Below are 20,256 nucleotides of genomic sequence, written 5' to 3' on the forward strand. Positions count from 1 at the left end.
ATTATTTCACTGTAAAGCTATACGTTCCTTTTGTTTTGTGTCCATCGACAGAAACAACGCTCCAATTAACATCATATTTCCCAGCAATGAGCTTGTCTTCAACAGGAACGATCACTTTTGTATCGTTACTTGGGTCTAATATTGCTTTACCCGTTTTCACAATTTTATTTTCAGGCCCAATAATACTGACTTTAGTGAAATTAACTTCGATACCTTCAGAAAAGCTTAATGAGATAGACTCTGGCGCTTGTTCTACTGCTGTACCTTCAGCAGGAAGCTGGTCTTTTAAATGCGCATGTGCAAATGCTTGCTGGAAAGACATTCCTAAAAAAAGAACGGCAACTGCGCTGAGTTTGCGCCATGAAGATTTAATAGGGTTAATTGGCATAGTAACCTCTTAATTTGCAGGTGAATTTAGAATAATTGCCAATCATTATACGGAAAACAAACCATTTTACCGCTTAAAAATGGGTTTTATCGCCCTATCCTGTGAGTTTTCACACAAAATGAAAAGAAAAAGACTTATGAACATTGAATTACCGTATTCATGTCCATAAGTCTAGGGAGCTTTATATCAAGTTGAAATAAAAACGATGTTTCTATTTACTGGTGTTTCGATTAAACATGTGTTGCTGCTGACAGGTTTTTTAAGTCTTTATCTAGCAAGAAGAGTGCTTTACCAGACTCCCCCACCATATCCAGTTTATCCAGAACTGATTTAAATAATTTCTCTTCTTCATGTTGCTCTGCAACATACCATTGTAAGAAGTTAAATGTAGAATAATCTTGTGTTGTCATTGCTAAATGAGCCAATTTATTAATTTCACGGGTGATTAATTGCTCATGTTCGTACGTTTGGTTGAATACATCGCTAATTGATTTGAAATCAACTGGTGGCGCTGCAATTTGCCCTAACAGTGGCAATGCACCTGTGTCACTAAGATAATCAAATAAACGCTGCATATGTTCCATTTCTTCTTGAGAGTGTGCTTTTAAGAACGCAGCAGCGCCTTCATAGCCTTTGTCACTACACCAAGCACTCATTTGCAAATAAAGGTTTGCAGAGTAAAATTCAAGGTTTAATTGCTCGTTTAATTTTTTGACCATATCTGTAGTTAACATATTTATGCCTTATCGGTTAATCATTGATGAGTATATTATGCACAGTATTACAATAATTAAAACCCTAAAACAATCTTAAAACAAAAAAATCCAATTTACTGATAATTAATAACTTTTATTAAAAACAATAATAATCAATCTCATTATCTTTTCCTGTTTTTTCTTAATAACTAAATATATAAATGGATAAATTTAACCCTTATTTTTCATTATTCCAATTAATGTATTGAGATTTTTTCTCATTATCCAGTTACAATAATAAGGGATAAATTTAACCGTAGAGATCAAATATGAGTCACAATCTTGCTTTATTGCCTAAAGATGAAATGGATAAGGTCAATGTCGACCTTTTGGCTTCCGGTGTTGCATTTAAAGAGCGCTATAATATTGCCATCATCGCTGAAGCTGTTGAGCGAGAACAACCTGAACATTTAAGAGAATACTTCAGGGAGCGACTAGTATACTACCGCCAGCTATCACAGAATTTTGCACGTATGCCTTATGAGCCGCGAAATCGCTAGCCCCAAGAACACACAAAAAATGATGCAAAAAAGGGATAACCTGAATGGTTACCCCTTGATTCTCAAGATTAAAAAATTTATTTCGTCGTATTATATGTCACGGTGTTATTCTGGCAGTCTACCGCAACTGAATAATGTAAGTCAGATTTTGCACCACGAACAACTAGCGGTACCCTGTAACCTGTTTCGGTTTTAGTGACTTCACTATCATTGACCCATGCAACCGCTTTCTTGCCTAAAGCCGCTTTTTCATCCGTCCAGCGAGGTAAACGATTATGCATAAAATCGCTTTTCACTTGTGCTGCAATTTGTGGCTCAGTTAACGTACCACAACTGACGAAAGGTGCAGCTTTACCTTCTTCACTATTTGCGCTTAACGCAAAAGAGCTAAAAACCAGCGCACAAGCACCTAAAACTACAGCAATTTTTTGATTCGCTTCCATACCATCCTCCGATACCTATTAATAGGTAAAGACTTTTGATTAGTTTAGCGGCTTATTTCAGCCTATTAGATACCAGTTATCTTCTGGTTATTACCTAGTCTTCATTGATAAATAGAATGACTTAACTAATATTAATCTATCAGGTTTATGTATGGATGTTAATAGTATGTTTACGGATTATTAATTTTCATCATCAAAACGAACATGGATCTGCTCTTTACCTTGGTGCTTTTCTCTAATTTCTTGAGCGACTAATGCAATTGCCTCACCACTACTCATCCCTTCCGCCATCAATTGATGAATTTTTTCAACTGCTTCTTGCTGTTCTTGGTGATTAAGTGCTGGCATACCAGAAAACATGGTTTAAACCTCATGTATAAAAGACTAAAATCAATGATTAAGATTTTAACATCTCTTCGACTATTAAGATAAGAATATATGTTAATCTGTATTGATTCACTTGCGGAAATTTAGACTCATCATTATGGTTATCAAAAAAATCCAATTACCTTATAGCCCAAACACAGCCATTGATTATTTTACCCCTCTGGCACACCAACCATGGGCGATGTTACTGCATTCAGGTAATGCAAAACACGCCCATAATCGGTATGACATTATTGTTGCTGACCCCATTACAACACTGACGACTTATCGGCTTGAAACAACCATCTCAGAGCCAAATCAGCCCCCTATCGTTTCTGAATCAGATCCTTTTGAACTTCTTCAAGGATTGCTTAATAAATACCAACCGAAACATCAGGAAGAGACTGAATGTCCCTTCAACGGCGGAGCCCTCGGTCTTTGGAGTTACGATTTAGGTCGACGCATTGAAAAATTACCTGAAATTGCAACAACAGAATTGCAATTTCCAGATATGGCAGTTGGCATCTACTTGTGGGCACTCATTGTTGACCATCATAATAAAACCACCACACTCATTAGTTATGATGATGTTGAAGCTCGGCTTGCTTGGCTACAAGCCCAAAAGAAGCCCCGTAAAAACAAATTCCAATTAACGACCTCATGGCAATCAAATATGTCAGAAGAGGCATATCATCATAATATTGCCCGTATCCATGACTATTTACATAATGGTGATTGCTATCAAATCAACTTAGCGCAAAGATTCAAGGCCAAATATAAGGGCGATGAATGGAATGCATTTTTAGCGCTACTTGAGCGTAATGGAGCTCCTTTTTCTTCATTTATACGCCTCCCAGAAAATGCAATTATCAGTATTTCGCCTGAGCGTTTTATCAGTTTACAAGATGGGTATATTCAAACCCGCCCAATAAAAGGTACGCTACCTCGCCTAGATAATGAACAAGATGACCTTGCACAAGCAGAAAAACTGGCGAACTCAGTAAAAGACCGCGCAGAAAACTTGATGATTGTCGACCTACTACGTAATGATATTGGCCGCGTTGCAAAACCAGGCACGGTCAGTGTTCCTGAATTATTCGCTGTTGAAGCTTTTCCTGCAGTGCATCACTTAGTCAGTACCGTCACGGCAAAACTCGAGAGCCCATACCGTGCAACTGATTTGTTACGTGCATGCTTTCCTGGCGGTTCAATAACCGGAGCACCTAAAGTGCGCGCAATGGAAATTATCGAAGAGTTAGAACCCCATCGTCGACATGGCTATTGTGGCGCAATCGGCTATATTAGTTTCAGTGGTAATATGGATAGCAATATCACTATCCGTACTTTACTGACGTATAAAAAGCAGGTTTATTGCTGGGCTGGCGGCGGTATCGTTGCAGATAGCCAAGCAGACAAAGAGTATCAAGAAACTTTTGATAAATTAAGCCTGATCTTACCGTTATTAGGAGCGCTCAATACCGATGACTGAACTGAATAACTTTATCAGTCGTTTTCAGTTTACTTTACCGGCTACCCGCCAGTCTGAACGCAAGGCGGGTAAATCGGCGGCTGTTCTTTTACCTATTATCAATAAACCAAATCCGACGCTACTTCTCACGCAACGCTCTCCTTTTTTACGCTCCCATGCAGGCCAAGTCGCCTTTCCGGGAGGCGCTAGTGACCCAGAAGATGGCACGCTCGTCAATACCGCCTTGCGTGAAGCTTATGAAGAAGTGGCCATCCCCCCTGAAAAAGTCACAGTACTGGGTCAGTTAAGCCCCTTACAAAGTTACGGTGGCTATGAAGTCACGCCAATCGTTGGCTTAGTGCCAAATAACATTCAATACCAAGCCAACCCGAGTGAAGTCGCCGCTATCTTTGAAGTTCCCTTATTTGATGCGCTTTCATTACAACGTCATAAGTATGTCGATATTAAGCGTTCAGGGCGACATAATCGCATCTTTTTTTATTGGTATAATGGCCATTTAGTGTGGGGACTAACCGCCTCTATTATTCACCAACTTGCTTTGCAATTGGATTAACGCTTAACACAACTTTTCACCATACGATGCCAGTATTGCAGTAAAATCTATTTAAGATAACAAGATATGACGTCATATATGACAAAATATACCTCTACCACCTGTTGCTTTTTTGAGCACATCACAGACATTTTGTGCTATTTACAATCAATTACCCTTCAGCAACTACCTTATTTCAAAAAATACTTTAAACTTACTGGTTAACACTACTAAATAACAGTAAAGTAGCGCCTTTTAAAATAATGCACTACATTTTCATCTTTTTTTTAAGGAGTCCTGCGTGATAAGCGTTTTCGACATGTTTAAAGTGGGCATAGGCCCTTCAAGCTCTCATACCGTTGGTCCAATGAAGGCTGGGAAAGAATTTGTCGATGATTTAGTAAGCAAAAATCTATTACCTAATGTCACTCGTATTTCAGTGGATGTTTATGGGTCATTATCGCTTACTGGAAAAGGGCACCATACTGATATTGCCATTATTATGGGGCTAGCAGGTAATTTACCTGCCACTGTCGACATTGAATCCATCCCAACTTTTATCAAAAATGTAGAAGAAACAGAAAAGTTATCATTAGCGAATGGTCTTCAGGTCGTAGACTTCCCTAATGAAGGTGGCATGAATTTTCGTCAAGACAACCTGCCATTGCATGAAAATGGCATGACAATCCATGCTTTTGCAGGTAATGATGAAATTTACACCAAAACCTATTATTCCATTGGTGGTGGTTTCATTGTAGATGCAGAGCATTTTGGCGAGTCAGCGCTTGATAGTAAACCAGTCTCTTATCCATTTAACTCTGCGGAAGAGCTGCTACTAAATTGTAAAAAATCAGGTCTTTCAATTTCTAGCTTAATGATGAAAAATGAGTTAGACCTTCATACCAAAGAAGAGATTGAAGCCTATTTCGCTGATGTATGGCAGACGATGCAAGCCTGTATTGAGCGTGGTTTAAACACCGAAGGTGTTTTACCGGGCCCTTTGCGTGTGCCCCGTCGTGCACCAGCACTTAACCGAATGGTCACTTCATCAAGTAAGCTATCTAATGACCCGATGAATGTGGTTGATCTGATCAATATGTATGCCTTAGCCGTGAATGAGGAAAATGCAGCTGGCGGCCGTGTCGTAACTGCCCCAACTAACGGTGCCTGCGGCATCGTACCAGCGGTATTAGCTTATTATAATCATTGCATTGAACCTGTAACGCCAGAGTTATATATGCGCTATTTCTTAGCTTCAGGCGCTATTGGTATTTTATACAAAATGAATGCGTCCATTTCAGGTGCTGAAGTAGGCTGCCAAGGTGAAGTCGGTGTGGCATGTTCTATGGCCGCAGCTGGTCTGGCCGAATTATTTGGTGGCAGCCCTGAGCAAGTGTGTATTGCTGCAGAAATCGGTATGGAGCACAATTTAGGTTTAACTTGTGACCCTGTCGCAGGCCAAGTGCAAGTTCCGTGTATTGAGCGTAATGCCATCGCATCCGTTAAAGCGGTGAATGCCACACGTATGGCCCTACGCAGAACAAGTGAGCCGCGGGTTTCACTCGATAAAGTCATTGAAACTATGTACGAAACAGGGAAAGACATGAATGCGAAATATCGTGAGACATCCCGAGGCGGGTTAGCCATCAAAGTACAATGTGACTAATTTTATTCTCAATTAATTTAAGCCTTAAGCACCCTTTTCTATTCTGTTATCGCTTTAAACAGTATTTTGAGGGTGCTTTTTTAATATGCATTAAAAAGTTTTTGTTATTCTTTAGTCACCTTTATCTTCCTAAATGATCCAATTCACCTAATCAATTACCCATAATTTTTCCATTGAATTAACTCAGTTTTCTTATATTCAACAAGTTACATCAAAACGAAATTAATACTATTTTGTGCTAAAGATTGTTTTGAGCTGAACAAGAGATAGCTAATCACCACTGAAATTTGGTTGTTTTTTACTCTAAAAATCAATATCGCACTATTTTATTTGCTTTTTTTGTTACCGATAACACAGCAAGAAACTAACAAAAACAAAATACTCAGATTATTAATTTCATTGAATTGAAATAAACAGCAGCAAAATGCAATTCAATATCAATTTTTAGGTATATTCTTATTTTTCTGACGCGAAACAAGTTTTTAGGATAATGCAAGATGATATGCTAATAATGTAATTGATACTAACAACACCATGAGCTAGTTAATGAATATTATGAGATGTTTGTAATTATTCAGCTAAAATTATTATACAGGGGAAACTGATAAAAAGGCGCCTAACTTAAGTGTCCATTTTATCGACAGATAATGTTTTGTTTTATCTATCTATGAGGGAAAAATAGTGAGTATAGCTATTATGATTGGTACACACGGAGTCGCTGCAGAGCAGCTTCTTCGAACAACCGAAATGTTAATAGGCGAACAAGATAATGTGTCGTTTATTGACTTTATCCCTGGGGAAAACGCAGACACCCTATTTGATAAGTACACCCAAAAGCTAACTGATTTAGATACATCAAAGGGTGTCTTATTCCTTGTTGATACATGGGGAGGCAGTCCATTTAACGCGGCTAGTCGCATTGTTAATGAGCATGATAATTATGACATTATCACTGGTGTGAATGTTCCAATGTTAGTTGAAACCTTCATGTGCCGTGATGATGACCCATCATTGAATGAACTTATCTCTGTTGCACTCGAAACGGGTCGCGGTGGTGTTCGTTCATTTAAATTCAAAGAAGCTGAAACAGAAGTAGAACCGACTCCTGTCGCATCAAGCACCCCCGCCCCAGCACCAGTGAAAGCCGGCCCCGGTGGACATATGGTGATCGCACTTGCTCGTGTTGATGACCGCTTAATTCACGGACAAGTCGCAACACGCTGGACGAAAGAAACCCAAGTTAAGCGCATTATCGTAGTCAGTGATGACGTAGCTAAAGACCAAGTTCGTTCAACATTGCTGAAGCAAGTCGCACCACCCGGTGTCACCGCGCATGTTGTCGATGTGGCTAAATGTATTCGCGTCTACAATAACCCGAAATACGCTGGTGAGCGCGTTATGTTGCTTTTCACTAATCCAACTGATGTTAAACGTATCGTCGAAGAAGGTGTTGATATTAAGTCCGTTAATATTGGTGGTATGGCATACCATGATGGCAAAACCATGGTCACAAATGCCGTATCTATCAACCAAGAAGACATTGATGCATTTAATTATTTGAACGACAAAAATATTGAACTTGAAGTTAGGAAAGTCTCATCAGATAGCAAAGTTTATATGATGGACTTGATCAATAAGCTCAAAAAATAATTTTTATATTAATTTTAATCCATTACTCAAAACAGATTTTAAAACTTTTGGTTACAGGAGATTAAACAATGGAACTTACCGTTGTTCAAATAGTAATGGTCTTCATCGTCGCGTGTATCGCGGGGATGGGATCAATCCTTGATGAATTCCAATTTCACCGTCCTCTCATTGCCTGTACGCTTATAGGTATCGTTCTGGGAGATATGAAAACAGGTATCATCATCGGTGGTACATTAGAAATGATCGCACTTGGGTGGATGAATATCGGTGCTGCCGTTGCACCAGATGCCGCTTTAGCATCCATCATTTCAACGATCCTCGTTATTGCTGGTGGGCAAAGCATTGGTGCAGGTATTGCCATCGCCATCCCACTCGCAGCAGCAGGACAGGTATTAACCATTATTGTTCGTACTGTAACGGTTGCATTCCAACATGCTGCTGATAAAGCCGCCCTCAATGGTAATCTAACTGCTATTGGCTTTATCCATATTTCAGCTTTATTACTGCAAGCGATGCGTATCGCAATACCTGCGTTAATTGTCGCCATTTCTGTTGGTACATCAGAAGTACAACAAATGTTGGATTCTATCCCACAAGTTGTTACCGACGGCCTTAATATTGCGGGTGGTATGATTGTCGTTGTCGGTTATGCGATGGTCATCAATATGATGCGTGCAGGCTACTTAATGCCATTCTTCTACTTAGGCTTTGTTACCGCAGCATTTACTGACTTCAACCTAGTTGCACTTGGGGTGATCGGTACTGTTATGGCTATTTTGTATATCCAACTCAGTCCAAAATACAATAAATCACAAACTGTTGTTACCCAAGGGAATAGTAGTAATAACAACCTTGATAATGAGTTAGACTAGGAGGAACGTATAATGGTAGATATCACAAAACCGACAGCTAAAAAGCTTACACAAAGCGATATTCGCGGCGTATTCTTACGGTCTAACCTGTTGCAAGGTTCTTGGAACTTTGAACGTATGCAAGCCCTAGGCTTCTGCTACTCAATGGTTCCAGTTATTCGTCGTCTTTACCCAGAAAATAATGATGATAGAAAACAAGCCATTAAGCGCCATCTTGAATTCTTCAATACTCACCCGTATGTTGCAGCGCCTGTTCTGGGTGTCACAATGGCAATGGAAGAGCAGCGTGCCAATGGTGCTGACATTGATGACGGTGCAATAAATGGTATCAAAGTTGGTCTAATGGGGCCATTAGCCGGTGTGGGTGACCCAATTTTCTGGGGAACTGTTCGCCCTGTATTTGCGGCTCTCGGTGCAGGTATCGCAATGACAGGTAGCTTACTTGGCCCTCTCCTGTTCTTTGTTTTGTTTAACCTTGTACGTTTATTAACCCTTTACTATGGTGTGTCATACGGCTACAAAAAAGGGATTGATATTGTTCAAGACATTGGTGGTGGTTTCCTACAAAAACTAACCGAAGGAGCATCAATCCTTGGTTTATTTGTTATGGGGGCTTTGGTAAACAAATGGACACATGTCAATATTCCACTTGAAGTGTCACGGATCAAAAACCCTACAACGGGTACTGAAGATATTACCACCGTTCAAATGATCCTTGATCAACTCATGCCAGGCTTAGTGCCTCTATTGCTGACTTTCGCCTGTATGTGGTTGTTACGTCGTAAAGTTAACGCGTTGTGGATTATTATCGGCTTCTTTGGCTTGGGTATCCTAGGTGCTTGGCTGAACTTCTTAGCGCCATAATTTTCCATCATTATTTGAATTGGGAGGTTGCAGCCTCCCTTTTTTAATTTTAAGCTCTGCATTATGTCTACTTATCCAAGGGCTCACAAATGACCTTCAATGATGCCATTCTTGCTATAATCATTTTGATCATGCTTGTTTATGCAATTTATGATGAATTCATTCAGCATTTGCTAAAGGGTAAAACCTTATTAAAAATTAATCTAAAAAGAAAACATCGGGCTGATGCTATTATTTTTATTGTTCTAATTTGTATCGTTATTTATACAAATATTGTACGTCATGGTAATTTATTAACCACTTACTTATTATTGATTACTATTTTTATGTCAATCTATTTGGCATTTATAAGAACACCTAAGCTATTCTTCAAACAAACTGGTTTTTATTTTGCTAATGCATTTATTTTGTATGACAGAATAAAAACAATGAATTTATCCGAAGACGGTGTATTAATAATAGGTTTGGAAAAAAAGAAAATTAACATTCAAGTATCACATCTTGATGATTTACAACGAATTTATGAATTCCTCATTAATCATAAGTAAGCGCTTTTTATATTGGCATTAAAAATAGGGTTAATTATCAATTTAATTAACCCTATTTTTACCAATAACCTTGTTGATAATAATTCTCACTAACATTTAATATCCACAATTAATTAAGTGTTGCCTTTAATATAAAATATGGTATCTTTCTTTCCACGTCATTGGGGAGTAGCCTGTTCTGGTTTTATATATAATACCAGAAAGTCCGTATCAACATACTCGTTTGGTTTCAAGCGTGGTGCGGACACCAAAGTTCGGTTGGCAAGACCATAGACACATAAATAAGCCTTTTGGTTGGGGGTAATTTATGTGTATATGGAATCACCCAACCGAGGTTCTATTATGAGTTTCTATGCTACCCTTATCTTAGCCCTTGCCCTGTCAATGGATGCCTTCGCTGTCGCTATTTGTAAAGGTGCAGTACTTCATAAACCCCGCTTTAGAGAAATCCTCCGTACCGGTTTTATTTTTGGTTTTATTGAAGCCATAACCCCCATTATTGGTTGGGGGATCGGGATCTTAGCTAGTCAATATGTTATCCGCTGGGATCACTGGATTGCATTTGGTTTATTGTTTGTTTTAGGTGCTAGAATGATCTGGCAGAGCATTAAAACAAAAGATGAAGAATGCTGTTCTAAACCCACTAGTCATAGCTCAACAAACCTTATTTTTTCTGCGATAGCCACCAGCCTTGATGCAATGGCTATTGGTCTCGGTTTAGCTTTCTTACAAGTGGACATTGTTCATACTGCAATGACTATCGGCTTAATGACGATGATTATGGCAACTATCGGTATGATGATTGGCCGCTATATTGGCCCATTACTCGGAAAAAAAGCAGAAATTATTGGTGGGTTGGTACTAATAGGTATTGGTTTTAATATTTTATTTGAGCATCTTGAGTTATTTATGTACGCCCATTAGTTTTTGTGCCCCCTTATATGGGGGCAATAACCTTACTCTGCATCAGATTGATAAACACGAATTAAAAAATCAGCCGTATACTCTTTCACTTCAGCTTGTTGCAAATTCTCTTTGACCTGTTCTGATGCACGCCAAGCAAATGGTGTCATCATCAATAATTCATAAGCTTCTTGCCCTGTCAGTGCCATTTTATAATTTAATTGGCAGCTATCTATTAGCGAAAGATTGGGTAAATCTTCGTCTTTGGTTGGATGAAACTTAACCTCATCGTAAATTAACGCTTTTAATTCTTGCAGATGCTCTGCCGCAGGCGTAACGGTAATTAACATACCTTTAGAAACTAATACACGACTTAATTCTTGTGCTTTGCAGGGCGCGTAAATTCGGACAACTCCACCTAAGCTGTTATTTGAGAATGGCAAGCGATGACTTGTACCGACGCAAAAACGAACGGATTTATACCGCTTCGCCGCATAACGAATCGCTGCTTTCGAAACATCTAGGCCTAAAACTGTATATTTTTCAAAATATTTTTCTAGTTCTCGAGAGAAATAGTCTGTGTAATACCCTTCCCCACACCCTATGTCTAACAAACTAGTATTAGATGATGGAATAAACTGAATAATTTTTTCTGCCACCTTTTCACGCATCGGGTGGTAATGCCCTGCATCGAGAAATTGCCTACGCGCTTGCATCATTTCAGCATTATCACCGGGGTCTTTAGATCGTTTATGTTGCACCGGCAACAAATTAACGTAACCTTCTTTCGCACAATCGAATTGGTGGTTTTCTGCGCAGCGATAGCTGTTATGCATCAAGTTTAGCGGTGTAAAGCAAAGGGGGCATTGATAATTCATAAAAGTCACTGATTTAAAAATAAGGGTGAGTATACCATATTCAAATTAGTTTTCTTTCTGTTATATATCTTGCTTTTTAACTGTATTTTTTGTTCTATAAAAGTAATCAAAAAAACATTAGCGATGTGTCTCATGATGAAAATTAGGTTAGCAACAGCCGATGAAGCAGAACATCTTTGGTCTATACGTAACCAAGCCATTCGACATGGATGCACAACGAGTTTTGATGCAAAAACGATCAGTGCCTGGACACCTGATGAAATGCCAGTAAGTTATATATGTATTGTGAAGAATAACCCATTCTTTGTCGCGGTAAATAAGAATGATGACCCCATTGCAACTGGCTATCTTAATTTAGAGGCTGACAGTGTTGAAGCAATATTTACTCTACCACAATACACTGGCTGCGGAGCTGCTGGCTTAATATTAGATGCCATTAAAGCTGAAGCCAAAAAGAGAAACATTAAAAAATTAGTATTAGATTCATCACCGAATGCGGAACGCTTTTATCAGAAACATGGATTTATTTCGATTAAAAATGGTAGCTACTACTCTTCTCTTGCACAAGCCGAGTTAAATTGTGTTCGAATGGAAATTGAATTATAACTTTCAATATAGCTCGAGTTAAAAGCCACTAACCTATTTAGTGGCTTTATTCTATTCAAGACTGTCTATATTTGTGATCAGCGGTACCTGTGATTACAATTTTATATAACAGTTAAAAATCAGCAAATTCAGGGATAGGCTTACGTCCATGGGACTCTAAAAAGTCCAATACACGGCGAGGGGAAACATTTAAAATTTGCGATTGCGGAAAATCAATTGATTCCAACATTTCAACCACGCGATCAAAACGGCCGAGATACCCCGCAAAATGGGAGTCTGAACCTAATGCTACCCACCCGCCTGTCTCTTTAACTGCCTTAGCAATTTCTAAGCAATTCTTTTGGCTACCCGCTCTTGAATGCAAAAATGAGGAATTATTCATTTCCAAAGCAACATTACACTCTTTAGCGGCTTGTGCTACTGCTTTGATATCAATAGGGTATTTAGGGTTACCTGGGTGAGTAATTATTTGTACTTTGCCGCTGCGGATCGTGGCAATCATGGCCTCTGTATTATCAGCTAAACTTTGAGGCTCAAGAACTGGTTCATGGAAACCCGCTAAAATAATATCTAAATGGCGAGAGATCTTTTCATTGCAGTCTGTCTCACCCAACTTGTTCTTTATATTCGCCTCAATACCGTACAATAAACCGACACCATCCACAATTCTGGGTAAGATAGGCATATTACCAAAATGCCACTCATGTGGAGCATCTTGCATTTCAGGCCCGTGATCGGTAATTGCAAAGAGTTTGACACCACGACTAGCTGCTTCAGCAAAATATTCATTAACAGTGCTATATGCATGGGTGCTGGCAATGGTATGAGCATGTAAATCAACTTGATACATAAATGATATCCTTCTAATTCTTTTATTTCCCTTCTGAGTCAATCCGCTCAAAAAAGACTCTATCAACCTAACATATCAGCCTAAAAGTTTCGATAGTCATTGAGCTAAACAGCATTTTATCAACATATTGCGATATATTGGATAAAATCCGAAGAGGCTTTTAGGATAAAAAAACCCGCGTTCATTGCGGGTTAAAACATACTGAGTTAAAAATCAGTTTAGTCAACTAAGATACGTTTATTGGTCGCTCCCCATAAGATCGACATTTCAGTAAATAATGCACCACTGATATCTTCAACCTCTTCGGCAGTAATTTCAGCATTGCCTTGTTTACCAAAAAATACAACCTCATCTCCTGGGCTAACGTTTTTTAAATCAGTAACGTCAACCATAACCGTATTCATTGATGTTTTTCCTAGAACAGGAACTGTCTGACCATTAATCAATGCATGTCCTGCATTGCTAAATACACGGCGGTAGCCATCTGCATAACCGACAGGAATATTTGCCAATACTGAGTCACGCTTTAAGGTATAGGTTCTGTCATAACCTACCGTATTACCTTTCGGGTAATGATTGACAGAAGCAATACTCGATTTCAGCGTCATTACACGTTTATAATCATTAGTCGCAACGGTATCACCATAGAAAATGCCGCCTACACGTACCATATCCAACCATGATTCTGGTACAGTAATGGTTGCATAAGTATTCGCCACATGTAATGTAATGTCTTCACGTTTTAACCCTGTAACATCCAATACTTGTTGAGACTCTTTTTTGAATTTCGCAAGGTCTTTACGGATCTGAGCTTCATCCTCTTCTGGATAATGAGACATAATGCCCACAATTTTTAATTGTGATAACGCCGCAATCTGTTTTGCTTCATCTAAGCCAGAGACATTACTGACGTCTAGCCCATTACGGGACATACCTGCCGAGTTCAGTGCTAGATGGATAGGGATCACTTTATTTTGCTTTTTCGCAATCGCATTCAAGCGCTGCGCCATTTCTAAATTACCGATTAACTCTTCCGTCTCATATTGTGTTGCTTGAGCCATTTCTTGCTCTGTCGCACTTCTCACTCGCATTAAGCGACCTTTAAAGCCTAAGTCTCTCACAGTTTTAAGCTCTTGATTATTTGTTACCCCAATACATTGCACGTTATTTTCAATCATTATTGGTGTAACTAAAGAAAGGTCATGCCCATATGCATCCCCTTTCAAAACTGCGCACAGAGAAGAGTTATCCCCTAATAGGTTTTGTACTTTTTTGATATTAAAATCCAATGCACCGCGAGATATTTCAATCCATGCGTTATTAACCACCGCAGGTTGGCTTTGTGATGCATAGGTTTCTACTGGTGTTTTTATATTATTTGGTTGCTGGCAAGCTGTCGCAGCAACGAATAAAGGGAGTAATGCCAGATACTTCAAACGAAAAGCCACGTGTCATTCCTTATTTCTAATGATTTTTACCAAAATCATTTTGATGTTTCTGAGTTATATAAAAAAAAATATATATCGGTATTCAAATAATACCAACCTTAGCACTTCAAACAAGTAATAATTCATATTTTATGCATAAAAAACCACTTAAGTATAAACATAGCTCTTACATCATATTGATTTTAATTTTCTAAAAATAAAACATTTGGTTGAAATCACCATAAATTAAATTATTTTTATTATTTAATAAGTTAGCCATAATATTTCACTAATATTTAATTTTGTTACATTTTTTATTTGGCGAATTAAAATGCTTAAATGATAATAACTATCAATTAGGACCGGTTGCTAAATATCACTCAATCCATAAGGCTATATTATGAAGTACAAATTACTCGCACTCATTATTCCAACACTACTTACTACTAATGTTGCTAACTCCGCTGAAATGTACAATAAAGATGGTAATAAGCTTGATGTGTATGGGCAAATCGATGTTCGCCATCATATTGCTAAAAGCCGTAGTGGCGAAGATGGTGATGACTCACGTGTCAGATTGGGGTTAAAAGGTGACACACAAATCACCGACCAACTCATTGGCTTTGGGCGTTTTGAATGGGAAACTAAAACTAACAAATCAGAATCAACTGAAGAAAATAGCAATCGTTTAGCTTATGCAGGCTTAAAATTTGCAGATTACGGCTCCCTTGATTATGGCCGCAATTATGGAGTTATCTATGATACCAATGCTTGGACAGACGTATTACCTCTCTGGGGAGCGGATACGATGGATCAAGAAGATAACTACATGCTAAGCCGTAACCGCAATTTACTCACTTATCGCAATAATAATGCCTTTGGTTACATTGATGGTTTAAGCTTTGCACTACAATATCAGGGTAAAAATGGCGAACAAAACCTATCATCCGGCGATGAATTAACCGATAACGGAGATGGTTTTGGTTTATCTACAGCTTATGAATTAGGTTATGGTATTTCCCTTGGCGGTGGTTATTCCTCATCATCCCGTACACCAAAACAAAAAGATACTACAACTAGCAGTGCGACTGGTAAACGCGCTGAAGCTTGGAACGTCGGGGGAAAATTTGAATACGAAGACCTGTATCTCGCAGTCATGTATGGCCAAACGCTTAATATGAGCCGTTTTGGTAATGATAATATGGAGTCAGTAGCAAATAAAACTCAGAACCTTGAAGTGGTTGCTTTGTATTCTTTTGACTTCGGTTTAACCCCATCAATTGGCTATAACTATTCCAAAGGTAAAAACTTGGGCAGCTTTGGTGATAAAGAACTAGTAAATTATATCGCTGTCGGATCTGCATATGATTTCAATAAAAATCTAAGTGCTGTCATCGACTATAAAATCAATTTATTAAATGATAATGATTTTACCGACCATTACAAAGTCAATACCGATAATGTCCTTGGCTTAGGGTTAGTGTATCAGTTCTAATTTTAGAATTGAGTGAAAAGCAAAAGCGTCTGTAAATTACAGGCGCTTTTTTACGGGTGAGCTTTGACAATAAAAATATCTCTCATCATCTTCATGGCTTATTCCCTCAGAACGGGAAGTTTTGTTGCTTTACCCTCGATAAAACAGTTGCAAGATACAAAAGTATCTAATCCCATACATAGAGGCCCCCTTTTCCTAAATAAATTCCTATAATGGTATACCTATTTTTTCTAACGTCTTTGGTACTAATAAAAAAGGCACCAGTAAGAAACTGAAGGGCTTGCCGGCTCACTAATAGTACGATGTCAGCACAATTTAGCGCAGTCCAAGCGGGTATTGGCATGGCTATTTTGCCGCATTTCACTGCCCAAAAGATGGGACTGAGTTGGTTGCAAAGGAACATGAGAGGCTGTTGATGCCATAAGCTCCCTCCACTTTGACACGGGCTGATATCATTATTTAGCCAGCGAATGTTTATAGCGGGATTAAAATAAAGAGCTAATATTTCAATCAATGGGAGGACAGCCAGTATGTTGTTTTTACCTTTAGAATTTGCCAATATAACCAGCTCAAGATTTCAGGCCTACCACACAATCAGCGGCTATATTGGCTTATGTCGATTGGCTCTACTCTAAGGATCCTACTATGGCCCCCTTTCATCAATTAGCAGCGACGAGTCTCGGCGGGCAACTTATCTCTATGAAAGACTACGCTGGTAAGGTTGTTCTCGTCGTTAATACCGCCAGTCATTGTGGTTTTACACCACAATACAACGGCTTAGAATCACTCTACAAGAAATATGCTCCTCAGGGCTTTGTGGTGCTGGGTTTCCCCTGTAATCAGTTTGGCAAACAAGAACCCGGTGGGGCTGAGGAAATCGCGCAGACCTGCTTTATTAACTACGAAGTGAGCTTTCCAATGTTCGAAAAAGTCGACGTTAATGGAAGCTCAGCTCACCCAATATTCCGTTACCTGAAAAACGAGCTACCAGGTCTAATGGGTGAGCGAATCAAGTGGAACTTTACTAAATTCTTGATCGGGCGTGATGGTAAACCGCTCAAACGCTTCGCACCATTCACTACCCCTGAAAAAATGGAAGCAATAATCCTTTCGGCACTTCAAATTTAAGTGTTCACTAATTTGCTTAATTAAATCGAATGCTATTAAAGACTAAAAAAACAAAAAAGCCCAATTTTACATGGGCTTAAGTCGTTATTTTGCCAGTCAGTGCCAGCTGGTTCTTATTGGGGGATTATTCCCACTCTAATATCAATGATAAGAAAATAAATTTATATAACAGCTAGTTAGAATGGTAGTCGTTATCGATACCATCATTTATACCATATACAGAATTTTTTGATTTTTTGCTACTTGTCGACGTTTTAGTTCAACTTTAGCCTAAATGAAAGATTAAACCACATAACAATGAAGCTCTTGTTTCCCTCAAAAATATGTATAGCTAGATATATCCCTTTCTCAGGGTCAGCATAGTTGTCACTCTTGCTGAACAATCAATATTAGGGAACAGTATGACACATGCTACCTTTTTCACTGAAAACCTATTATGACTAATAGCTGAGTATGTACTGTTAACTGTGATGTGTTAGGTTAATAATGCAAACTTTAGGTTTGTTAAGGGGGCTTGAAGAAGCTTTGAGCTAGGTATTTTAGATGAACATTTTTCGATAAGTATTATTTACATATGACTATGATCATTGAATATGGGAGTTAATGTGGAACATTGCATTATTTGTAGAAAAAAAACTAATGATTTTTCGGATGAGCATGTTATTCCAGATTCATTAGGTGGCTACTATCATATATATTGTGTATGTAAGAATTGCAACTCTAACTTAGGTTTAAAAGTAGATAGCAACTTAGTAAATCATAAATTTTCTGACTTCCAGCGTTATTTACTAGGCATAAAGGGTAAATCAGGGAAGATACCAAACCCATTCTCAGGAACTCATACATTTACTAATGAACCCAATAAAAAGGTCCAAATACGAGTAGATGATGCTAGAAAAATAACTCCATACATTATTCCTAGTATAAATCATAGTAAAGATGACGAATTAGTCGAATATGTAAATGTTGTTGTAGATGCTATTGACGAAAATAAACTTGATGAAATCATAAAGAAAACAGCAAAAAGAATTGGTATGCCTCATGAGCGAATTTCTATTAAAGAAAAATCATTTCAATCAGCTCCTTGCCCAGAGGTACACATACAGCTTTCAATAGATCTCCATGACTTCAAAATTGGATTACTTAAGATAGCATATGAATTTGCTGTAGATTCAATCCCTGAATATTATAATGACCCAATGGCAATAGATATTTCTAATGTATTACATAGTGCAAATAATGAAAGGTCAACTGACTTTGTAAACATTGGAAATGGATTTCAACATTTAATAATGCAGCCATTTAAAGACCTTCTGGATTTTGATAGTGAAAAACATTATTTAATCCTCATTGAATCCAATAATAAACTGTTATGCTTTATAAAATTGTATAATTTATTTACTGTTGGAGTTACTCTTTCAGAAAAAAGCTATCTTGGCGAAAATTTCATAGTTGGTATTAATGATATTATAGGGAAATCATTCGTTAAATTAAATGCATTGGAAGTAATAGAAAAAACTCATAGTAAACCTGAAATGAGGTTTCAATATCTATTTAAAGACCAAGAATCAATAAATAAATTTCATGACCTAGAAAATGATCTGGATTTTGGATTTTACATGGAAATTGATGAAATACCTTTATTTAATAAAGATGGATTACATTCAGGTAAAACTGTGCACAAAAAAATTGCTGAATTAGTTGAAACTTCAACCTCAGGAATATTAAAGTGTGGAGGCATGTATACAAATGTTGAAATTGACGAGGAGCTTTACATTAAAATCACTCCATCTCACAAACTTTTGCGCATTGTTTCCATTCAAGAAGAGAGAAGAAAAATATGTAAATTGTAAAATCACATAACTTAACCGAGTTTATTTATTATTTACATTACTCTAAATAACCAATTAGATATACTGTGAAGGTAACATACAATGGATAATTATTTCTTTAGTGATGAGATGCTTAGTGACAGTTTTGGTACATATAATGCTGCTGCAATGCGTATAAAAATAACAAAAACAGCAGATAGCAAACCTATTAACCATCAAAAATTTAGCTTGCTCAGTAATTTTGATTGTACAACATTATTCCATGAATACATACATCATTTGCAAAATACATCAACTATTACTGGTATCCAGCATCTAGATTTATTGGTTTCGATGTGGCAAAACACTAGAAATTATATTGATAAAGAAAATGACATTGGAAGTTATGAACGTAGTAAATCCGCATTTATAAAATCATTTGAATATAATGATAATAATAAATCAATTCTCAATAGAAAAAAAGAATTTTTCATTCATTTATTTAATGACCTCTCTGCGACATTCGGATTTTTTTTAAATAGCGCCCCTCCGCCAGAAAATATTTTACAGCCAGCCAGCATCACGTGTATGCAAGGTGAAAATAAAATTATAGTAAAATTTGGCATATATGAATTTCAAGAGGGATGTGCTCATCTAATGGAGAAAGTATTATGTGAAAAAACACAGCTGGAAGCTGATAAATATAATGCAGACTTGATACCTTATAAAATAATTTTTTACATAAGAGACCATTTATTTAGCAAATGTACTAATGAGAATTTAATTGCTATTATGTTAGCAGCTATGCAGCATGCAGCACCACATAAATTATTTATTTTTTTACTAACTTTAGGGCCTGATGACATAGATAAGATACGCAATATTGCCAGGGAAATGGTCAATTCACGTTTATCAGATAATAAAAAGCGCATGTTAGTTTTACGCAAGAAAGGTTTTAATCAACGAGAGATAGCAGAAATAATCAGCTCCCTGACTGGTAAAAAATTATCACACCAAGCTGTTTCTAAAGCAATACTGTCTGTACGTGAAGAGTTTTTACTTTATGATATCAGAGATTAATTTTA

At 37.7% G+C, this 20,256-nt stretch carries 21 protein-coding genes and 1 riboswitch; of the genes, 14 read left to right on the forward strand and 7 right to left on the reverse strand.

What is annotated here, in order from left to right:
• Window position 1 precedes the first annotated feature (1 nt).
• Entirely contained in the window at window positions 2-388 is a 387-nt protein-coding gene (gene copC, locus PR800_RS05390) for a copper homeostasis periplasmic binding protein CopC (protein WP_102138685.1), read from the reverse strand.
• 230 nt (window positions 389-618) lie between these two features.
• Complete coding sequence (gene ftnA, locus PR800_RS05395) at window positions 619-1,122, reverse strand: non-heme ferritin (protein ID WP_102138686.1); 504 nt, start codon at window positions 1,120-1,122, stop codon at window positions 619-621.
• Window positions 1,123-1,412: 290 nt separating this feature from the next.
• On the opposite strand from ftnA, the gene PR800_RS05400 reads away from it, so the two are divergent.
• Window positions 1,413-1,643 carry a DNA polymerase III subunit theta gene (locus tag PR800_RS05400; protein ID WP_004253885.1) on the forward strand — a complete coding sequence of 77 codons (231 nt, stop codon included), beginning with the start codon at window positions 1,413-1,415 and terminating at the stop codon, window positions 1,641-1,643.
• A 77-nt stretch (window positions 1,644-1,720) separates the two neighbouring features.
• Here the strand turns inward: PR800_RS05400 and yebF are convergent, their stop codons facing one another.
• On the reverse strand, window positions 1,721-2,086 hold the full coding sequence (gene yebF, locus PR800_RS05405; RefSeq protein WP_102138687.1) for a protein YebF: 366 nt from the start codon (window positions 2,084-2,086) through the stop codon (window positions 1,721-1,723).
• A 180-nt stretch (window positions 2,087-2,266) separates the two neighbouring features.
• Window positions 2,267-2,446 (reverse strand): YoaH family protein, encoded by a 180-nt coding sequence (locus PR800_RS05410; RefSeq protein ID WP_004253877.1) that lies wholly within the window; start codon window positions 2,444-2,446, stop codon window positions 2,267-2,269.
• A 124-nt stretch (window positions 2,447-2,570) separates the two neighbouring features.
• Here PR800_RS05410 and pabB point away from each other — a divergent pair, with 124 nt between their 5' ends.
• The 8 genes from pabB to mntP all read left to right on the forward strand — a co-directional run bounded on the left by pabB (window position 2,571) and on the right by mntP (window position 10,997).
• Complete coding sequence (pabB, locus tag PR800_RS05415; protein WP_272530354.1) at window positions 2,571-3,941, forward strand: aminodeoxychorismate synthase component 1; 1,371 nt, start codon at window positions 2,571-2,573, stop codon at window positions 3,939-3,941.
• Window positions 3,934-4,494, forward strand: a complete 561-nt coding sequence (locus tag PR800_RS05420) for a CoA pyrophosphatase (protein WP_102138689.1) — start codon at window positions 3,934-3,936, stop codon at window positions 4,492-4,494. The genes pabB and PR800_RS05420 overlap by 8 nt, the downstream gene beginning before the upstream one ends.
• A 280-nt stretch (window positions 4,495-4,774) precedes the next feature.
• Window positions 4,775-6,139: an L-serine ammonia-lyase gene (locus PR800_RS05425; protein ID WP_166264833.1), complete on the forward strand. Its 1,365-nt coding sequence runs from the start codon at window positions 4,775-4,777 to the stop codon at window positions 6,137-6,139.
• 681 nt (window positions 6,140-6,820) lie between these two features.
• Window positions 6,821-7,789 (forward strand): PTS mannose transporter subunit IIAB, encoded by a 969-nt coding sequence (manX, locus tag PR800_RS05430; protein WP_206276852.1) that lies wholly within the window; start codon window positions 6,821-6,823, stop codon window positions 7,787-7,789.
• Between the two features lie 68 nt (window positions 7,790-7,857).
• Window positions 7,858-8,661: a PTS mannose/fructose/sorbose transporter subunit IIC gene (locus PR800_RS05435; protein ID WP_004253851.1), complete on the forward strand. Its 804-nt coding sequence runs from the start codon at window positions 7,858-7,860 to the stop codon at window positions 8,659-8,661.
• 12 nt (window positions 8,662-8,673) lie between these two features.
• The gene (locus PR800_RS05440; RefSeq protein ID WP_102138691.1) at window positions 8,674-9,525 is read left to right on the forward strand and encodes a PTS mannose transporter subunit IID; all 852 of its coding nucleotides are present in this window, start codon (window positions 8,674-8,676) and stop codon (window positions 9,523-9,525) included.
• Between the two features lie 89 nt (window positions 9,526-9,614).
• Window positions 9,615-10,073, forward strand: coding sequence for a DUF986 family protein (locus PR800_RS05445; RefSeq protein WP_004911283.1), 459 nt, complete (start codon window positions 9,615-9,617; stop codon window positions 10,071-10,073).
• 151 nt (window positions 10,074-10,224) lie between these two features.
• Window positions 10,225-10,369, forward strand: a riboswitch (yybP-ykoY riboswitch).
• 46 nt (window positions 10,370-10,415) lie between these two features.
• Window positions 10,416-10,997: a manganese efflux pump MntP gene (mntP, locus tag PR800_RS05450; protein WP_272530356.1), complete on the forward strand. Its 582-nt coding sequence runs from the start codon at window positions 10,416-10,418 to the stop codon at window positions 10,995-10,997.
• A 32-nt stretch (window positions 10,998-11,029) separates the two neighbouring features.
• On the opposite strand, the gene rlmA is transcribed toward mntP, so the two are convergent.
• The gene (gene rlmA, locus PR800_RS05455) at window positions 11,030-11,854 is read right to left on the reverse strand and encodes a 23S rRNA (guanine(745)-N(1))-methyltransferase (RefSeq protein WP_272530357.1); all 825 of its coding nucleotides are present in this window, start codon (window positions 11,852-11,854) and stop codon (window positions 11,030-11,032) included.
• Window positions 11,855-11,989: 135 nt separating this feature from the next.
• Here rlmA and PR800_RS05460 point away from each other — a divergent pair, with 135 nt between their 5' ends.
• Window positions 11,990-12,460 carry a GNAT family N-acetyltransferase gene (locus PR800_RS05460; protein ID WP_181490157.1) on the forward strand — a complete coding sequence of 157 codons (471 nt, stop codon included), beginning with the start codon at window positions 11,990-11,992 and terminating at the stop codon, window positions 12,458-12,460.
• Between the two features lie 112 nt (window positions 12,461-12,572).
• Here the strand turns inward: PR800_RS05460 and PR800_RS05465 are convergent, their stop codons facing one another.
• Window positions 12,573-13,310, reverse strand: coding sequence for a phosphatase (locus tag PR800_RS05465; protein ID WP_102138695.1), 738 nt, complete (start codon window positions 13,308-13,310; stop codon window positions 12,573-12,575).
• 218 nt (window positions 13,311-13,528) lie between these two features.
• Window positions 13,529-14,758 (reverse strand): alanine racemase, encoded by a 1,230-nt coding sequence (gene alr / locus PR800_RS05470; protein WP_195697174.1) that lies wholly within the window; start codon window positions 14,756-14,758, stop codon window positions 13,529-13,531.
• Between the two features lie 379 nt (window positions 14,759-15,137).
• On the opposite strand from alr, the gene PR800_RS05475 reads away from it, so the two are divergent.
• From PR800_RS05475 to PR800_RS05490, 4 genes are all read left to right on the forward strand, one after another.
• Window positions 15,138-16,232 carry a porin gene (locus PR800_RS05475; RefSeq protein WP_272530359.1) on the forward strand — a complete coding sequence of 365 codons (1,095 nt, stop codon included), beginning with the start codon at window positions 15,138-15,140 and terminating at the stop codon, window positions 16,230-16,232.
• A 645-nt stretch (window positions 16,233-16,877) separates the two neighbouring features.
• Window positions 16,878-17,360: a glutathione peroxidase gene (locus PR800_RS05480; RefSeq protein WP_272530360.1), complete on the forward strand. Its 483-nt coding sequence runs from the start codon at window positions 16,878-16,880 to the stop codon at window positions 17,358-17,360.
• Window positions 17,361-17,965: 605 nt separating this feature from the next.
• Window positions 17,966-19,213, forward strand: coding sequence for an HNH endonuclease (locus PR800_RS05485; protein ID WP_210844598.1), 1,248 nt, complete (start codon window positions 17,966-17,968; stop codon window positions 19,211-19,213).
• A gap of 81 nt (window positions 19,214-19,294) precedes the next feature.
• Entirely contained in the window at window positions 19,295-20,251 is a 957-nt protein-coding gene (locus PR800_RS05490; protein WP_210844597.1) for a hypothetical protein, read from the forward strand.
• Window positions 20,252-20,256: the final 5 nt, after the last annotated feature.

The organism is Providencia sp. PROV205, from assembly GCF_028479505.1.
In the GTDB taxonomy this organism is placed as follows: Bacteria; Pseudomonadota; Gammaproteobacteria; order Enterobacterales; family Enterobacteriaceae; genus Providencia; species Providencia huaxiensis.

Excerpts from the sequence above, each read along its gene's own strand:
- yebF (WP_102138687.1), bottom strand. The coding sequence starts at position 2,086 with ATGGAAGCGAATCAAAAAATTGCTGTAGTTTTAGGTGCTTGTGCGCTG.
- pabB (WP_272530354.1), top strand. The coding sequence starts at position 2,571 with ATGGTTATCAAAAAAATCCAATTACCTTATAGCCCAAACACAGCCATT.
- PR800_RS05440 (WP_102138691.1), top strand. The coding sequence starts at position 8,674 with ATGGTAGATATCACAAAACCGACAGCTAAAAAGCTTACACAAAGCGAT.
- PR800_RS05420 (WP_102138689.1), top strand. The coding sequence starts at position 3,934 with ATGACTGAACTGAATAACTTTATCAGTCGTTTTCAGTTTACTTTACCG.
- rlmA (WP_272530357.1), bottom strand. The coding sequence starts at position 11,854 with ATGAATTATCAATGCCCCCTTTGCTTTACACCGCTAAACTTGATGCAT.
- PR800_RS05460 (WP_181490157.1), top strand. The coding sequence starts at position 11,990 with ATGAAAATTAGGTTAGCAACAGCCGATGAAGCAGAACATCTTTGGTCT.
- copC (WP_102138685.1), bottom strand. The coding sequence starts at position 388 with ATGCCAATTAACCCTATTAAATCTTCATGGCGCAAACTCAGCGCAGTT.
- ftnA (WP_102138686.1), bottom strand. The coding sequence starts at position 1,122 with ATGTTAACTACAGATATGGTCAAAAAATTAAACGAGCAATTAAACCTT.
- PR800_RS05445 (WP_004911283.1), top strand. The coding sequence starts at position 9,615 with ATGACCTTCAATGATGCCATTCTTGCTATAATCATTTTGATCATGCTT.
- PR800_RS05410 (WP_004253877.1), bottom strand. The coding sequence starts at position 2,446 with ATGTTTTCTGGTATGCCAGCACTTAATCACCAAGAACAGCAAGAAGCA.
- PR800_RS05465 (WP_102138695.1), bottom strand. The coding sequence starts at position 13,310 with ATGTATCAAGTTGATTTACATGCTCATACCATTGCCAGCACCCATGCA.
- PR800_RS05435 (WP_004253851.1), top strand. The coding sequence starts at position 7,858 with ATGGAACTTACCGTTGTTCAAATAGTAATGGTCTTCATCGTCGCGTGT.
- mntP (WP_272530356.1), top strand. The coding sequence starts at position 10,416 with ATGAGTTTCTATGCTACCCTTATCTTAGCCCTTGCCCTGTCAATGGAT.
- PR800_RS05400 (WP_004253885.1), top strand. The coding sequence starts at position 1,413 with ATGAGTCACAATCTTGCTTTATTGCCTAAAGATGAAATGGATAAGGTC.
- PR800_RS05490 (WP_210844597.1), top strand. The coding sequence starts at position 19,295 with ATGGATAATTATTTCTTTAGTGATGAGATGCTTAGTGACAGTTTTGGT.
- PR800_RS05480 (WP_272530360.1), top strand. The coding sequence starts at position 16,878 with ATGGCCCCCTTTCATCAATTAGCAGCGACGAGTCTCGGCGGGCAACTT.
- PR800_RS05475 (WP_272530359.1), top strand. The coding sequence starts at position 15,138 with ATGAAGTACAAATTACTCGCACTCATTATTCCAACACTACTTACTACT.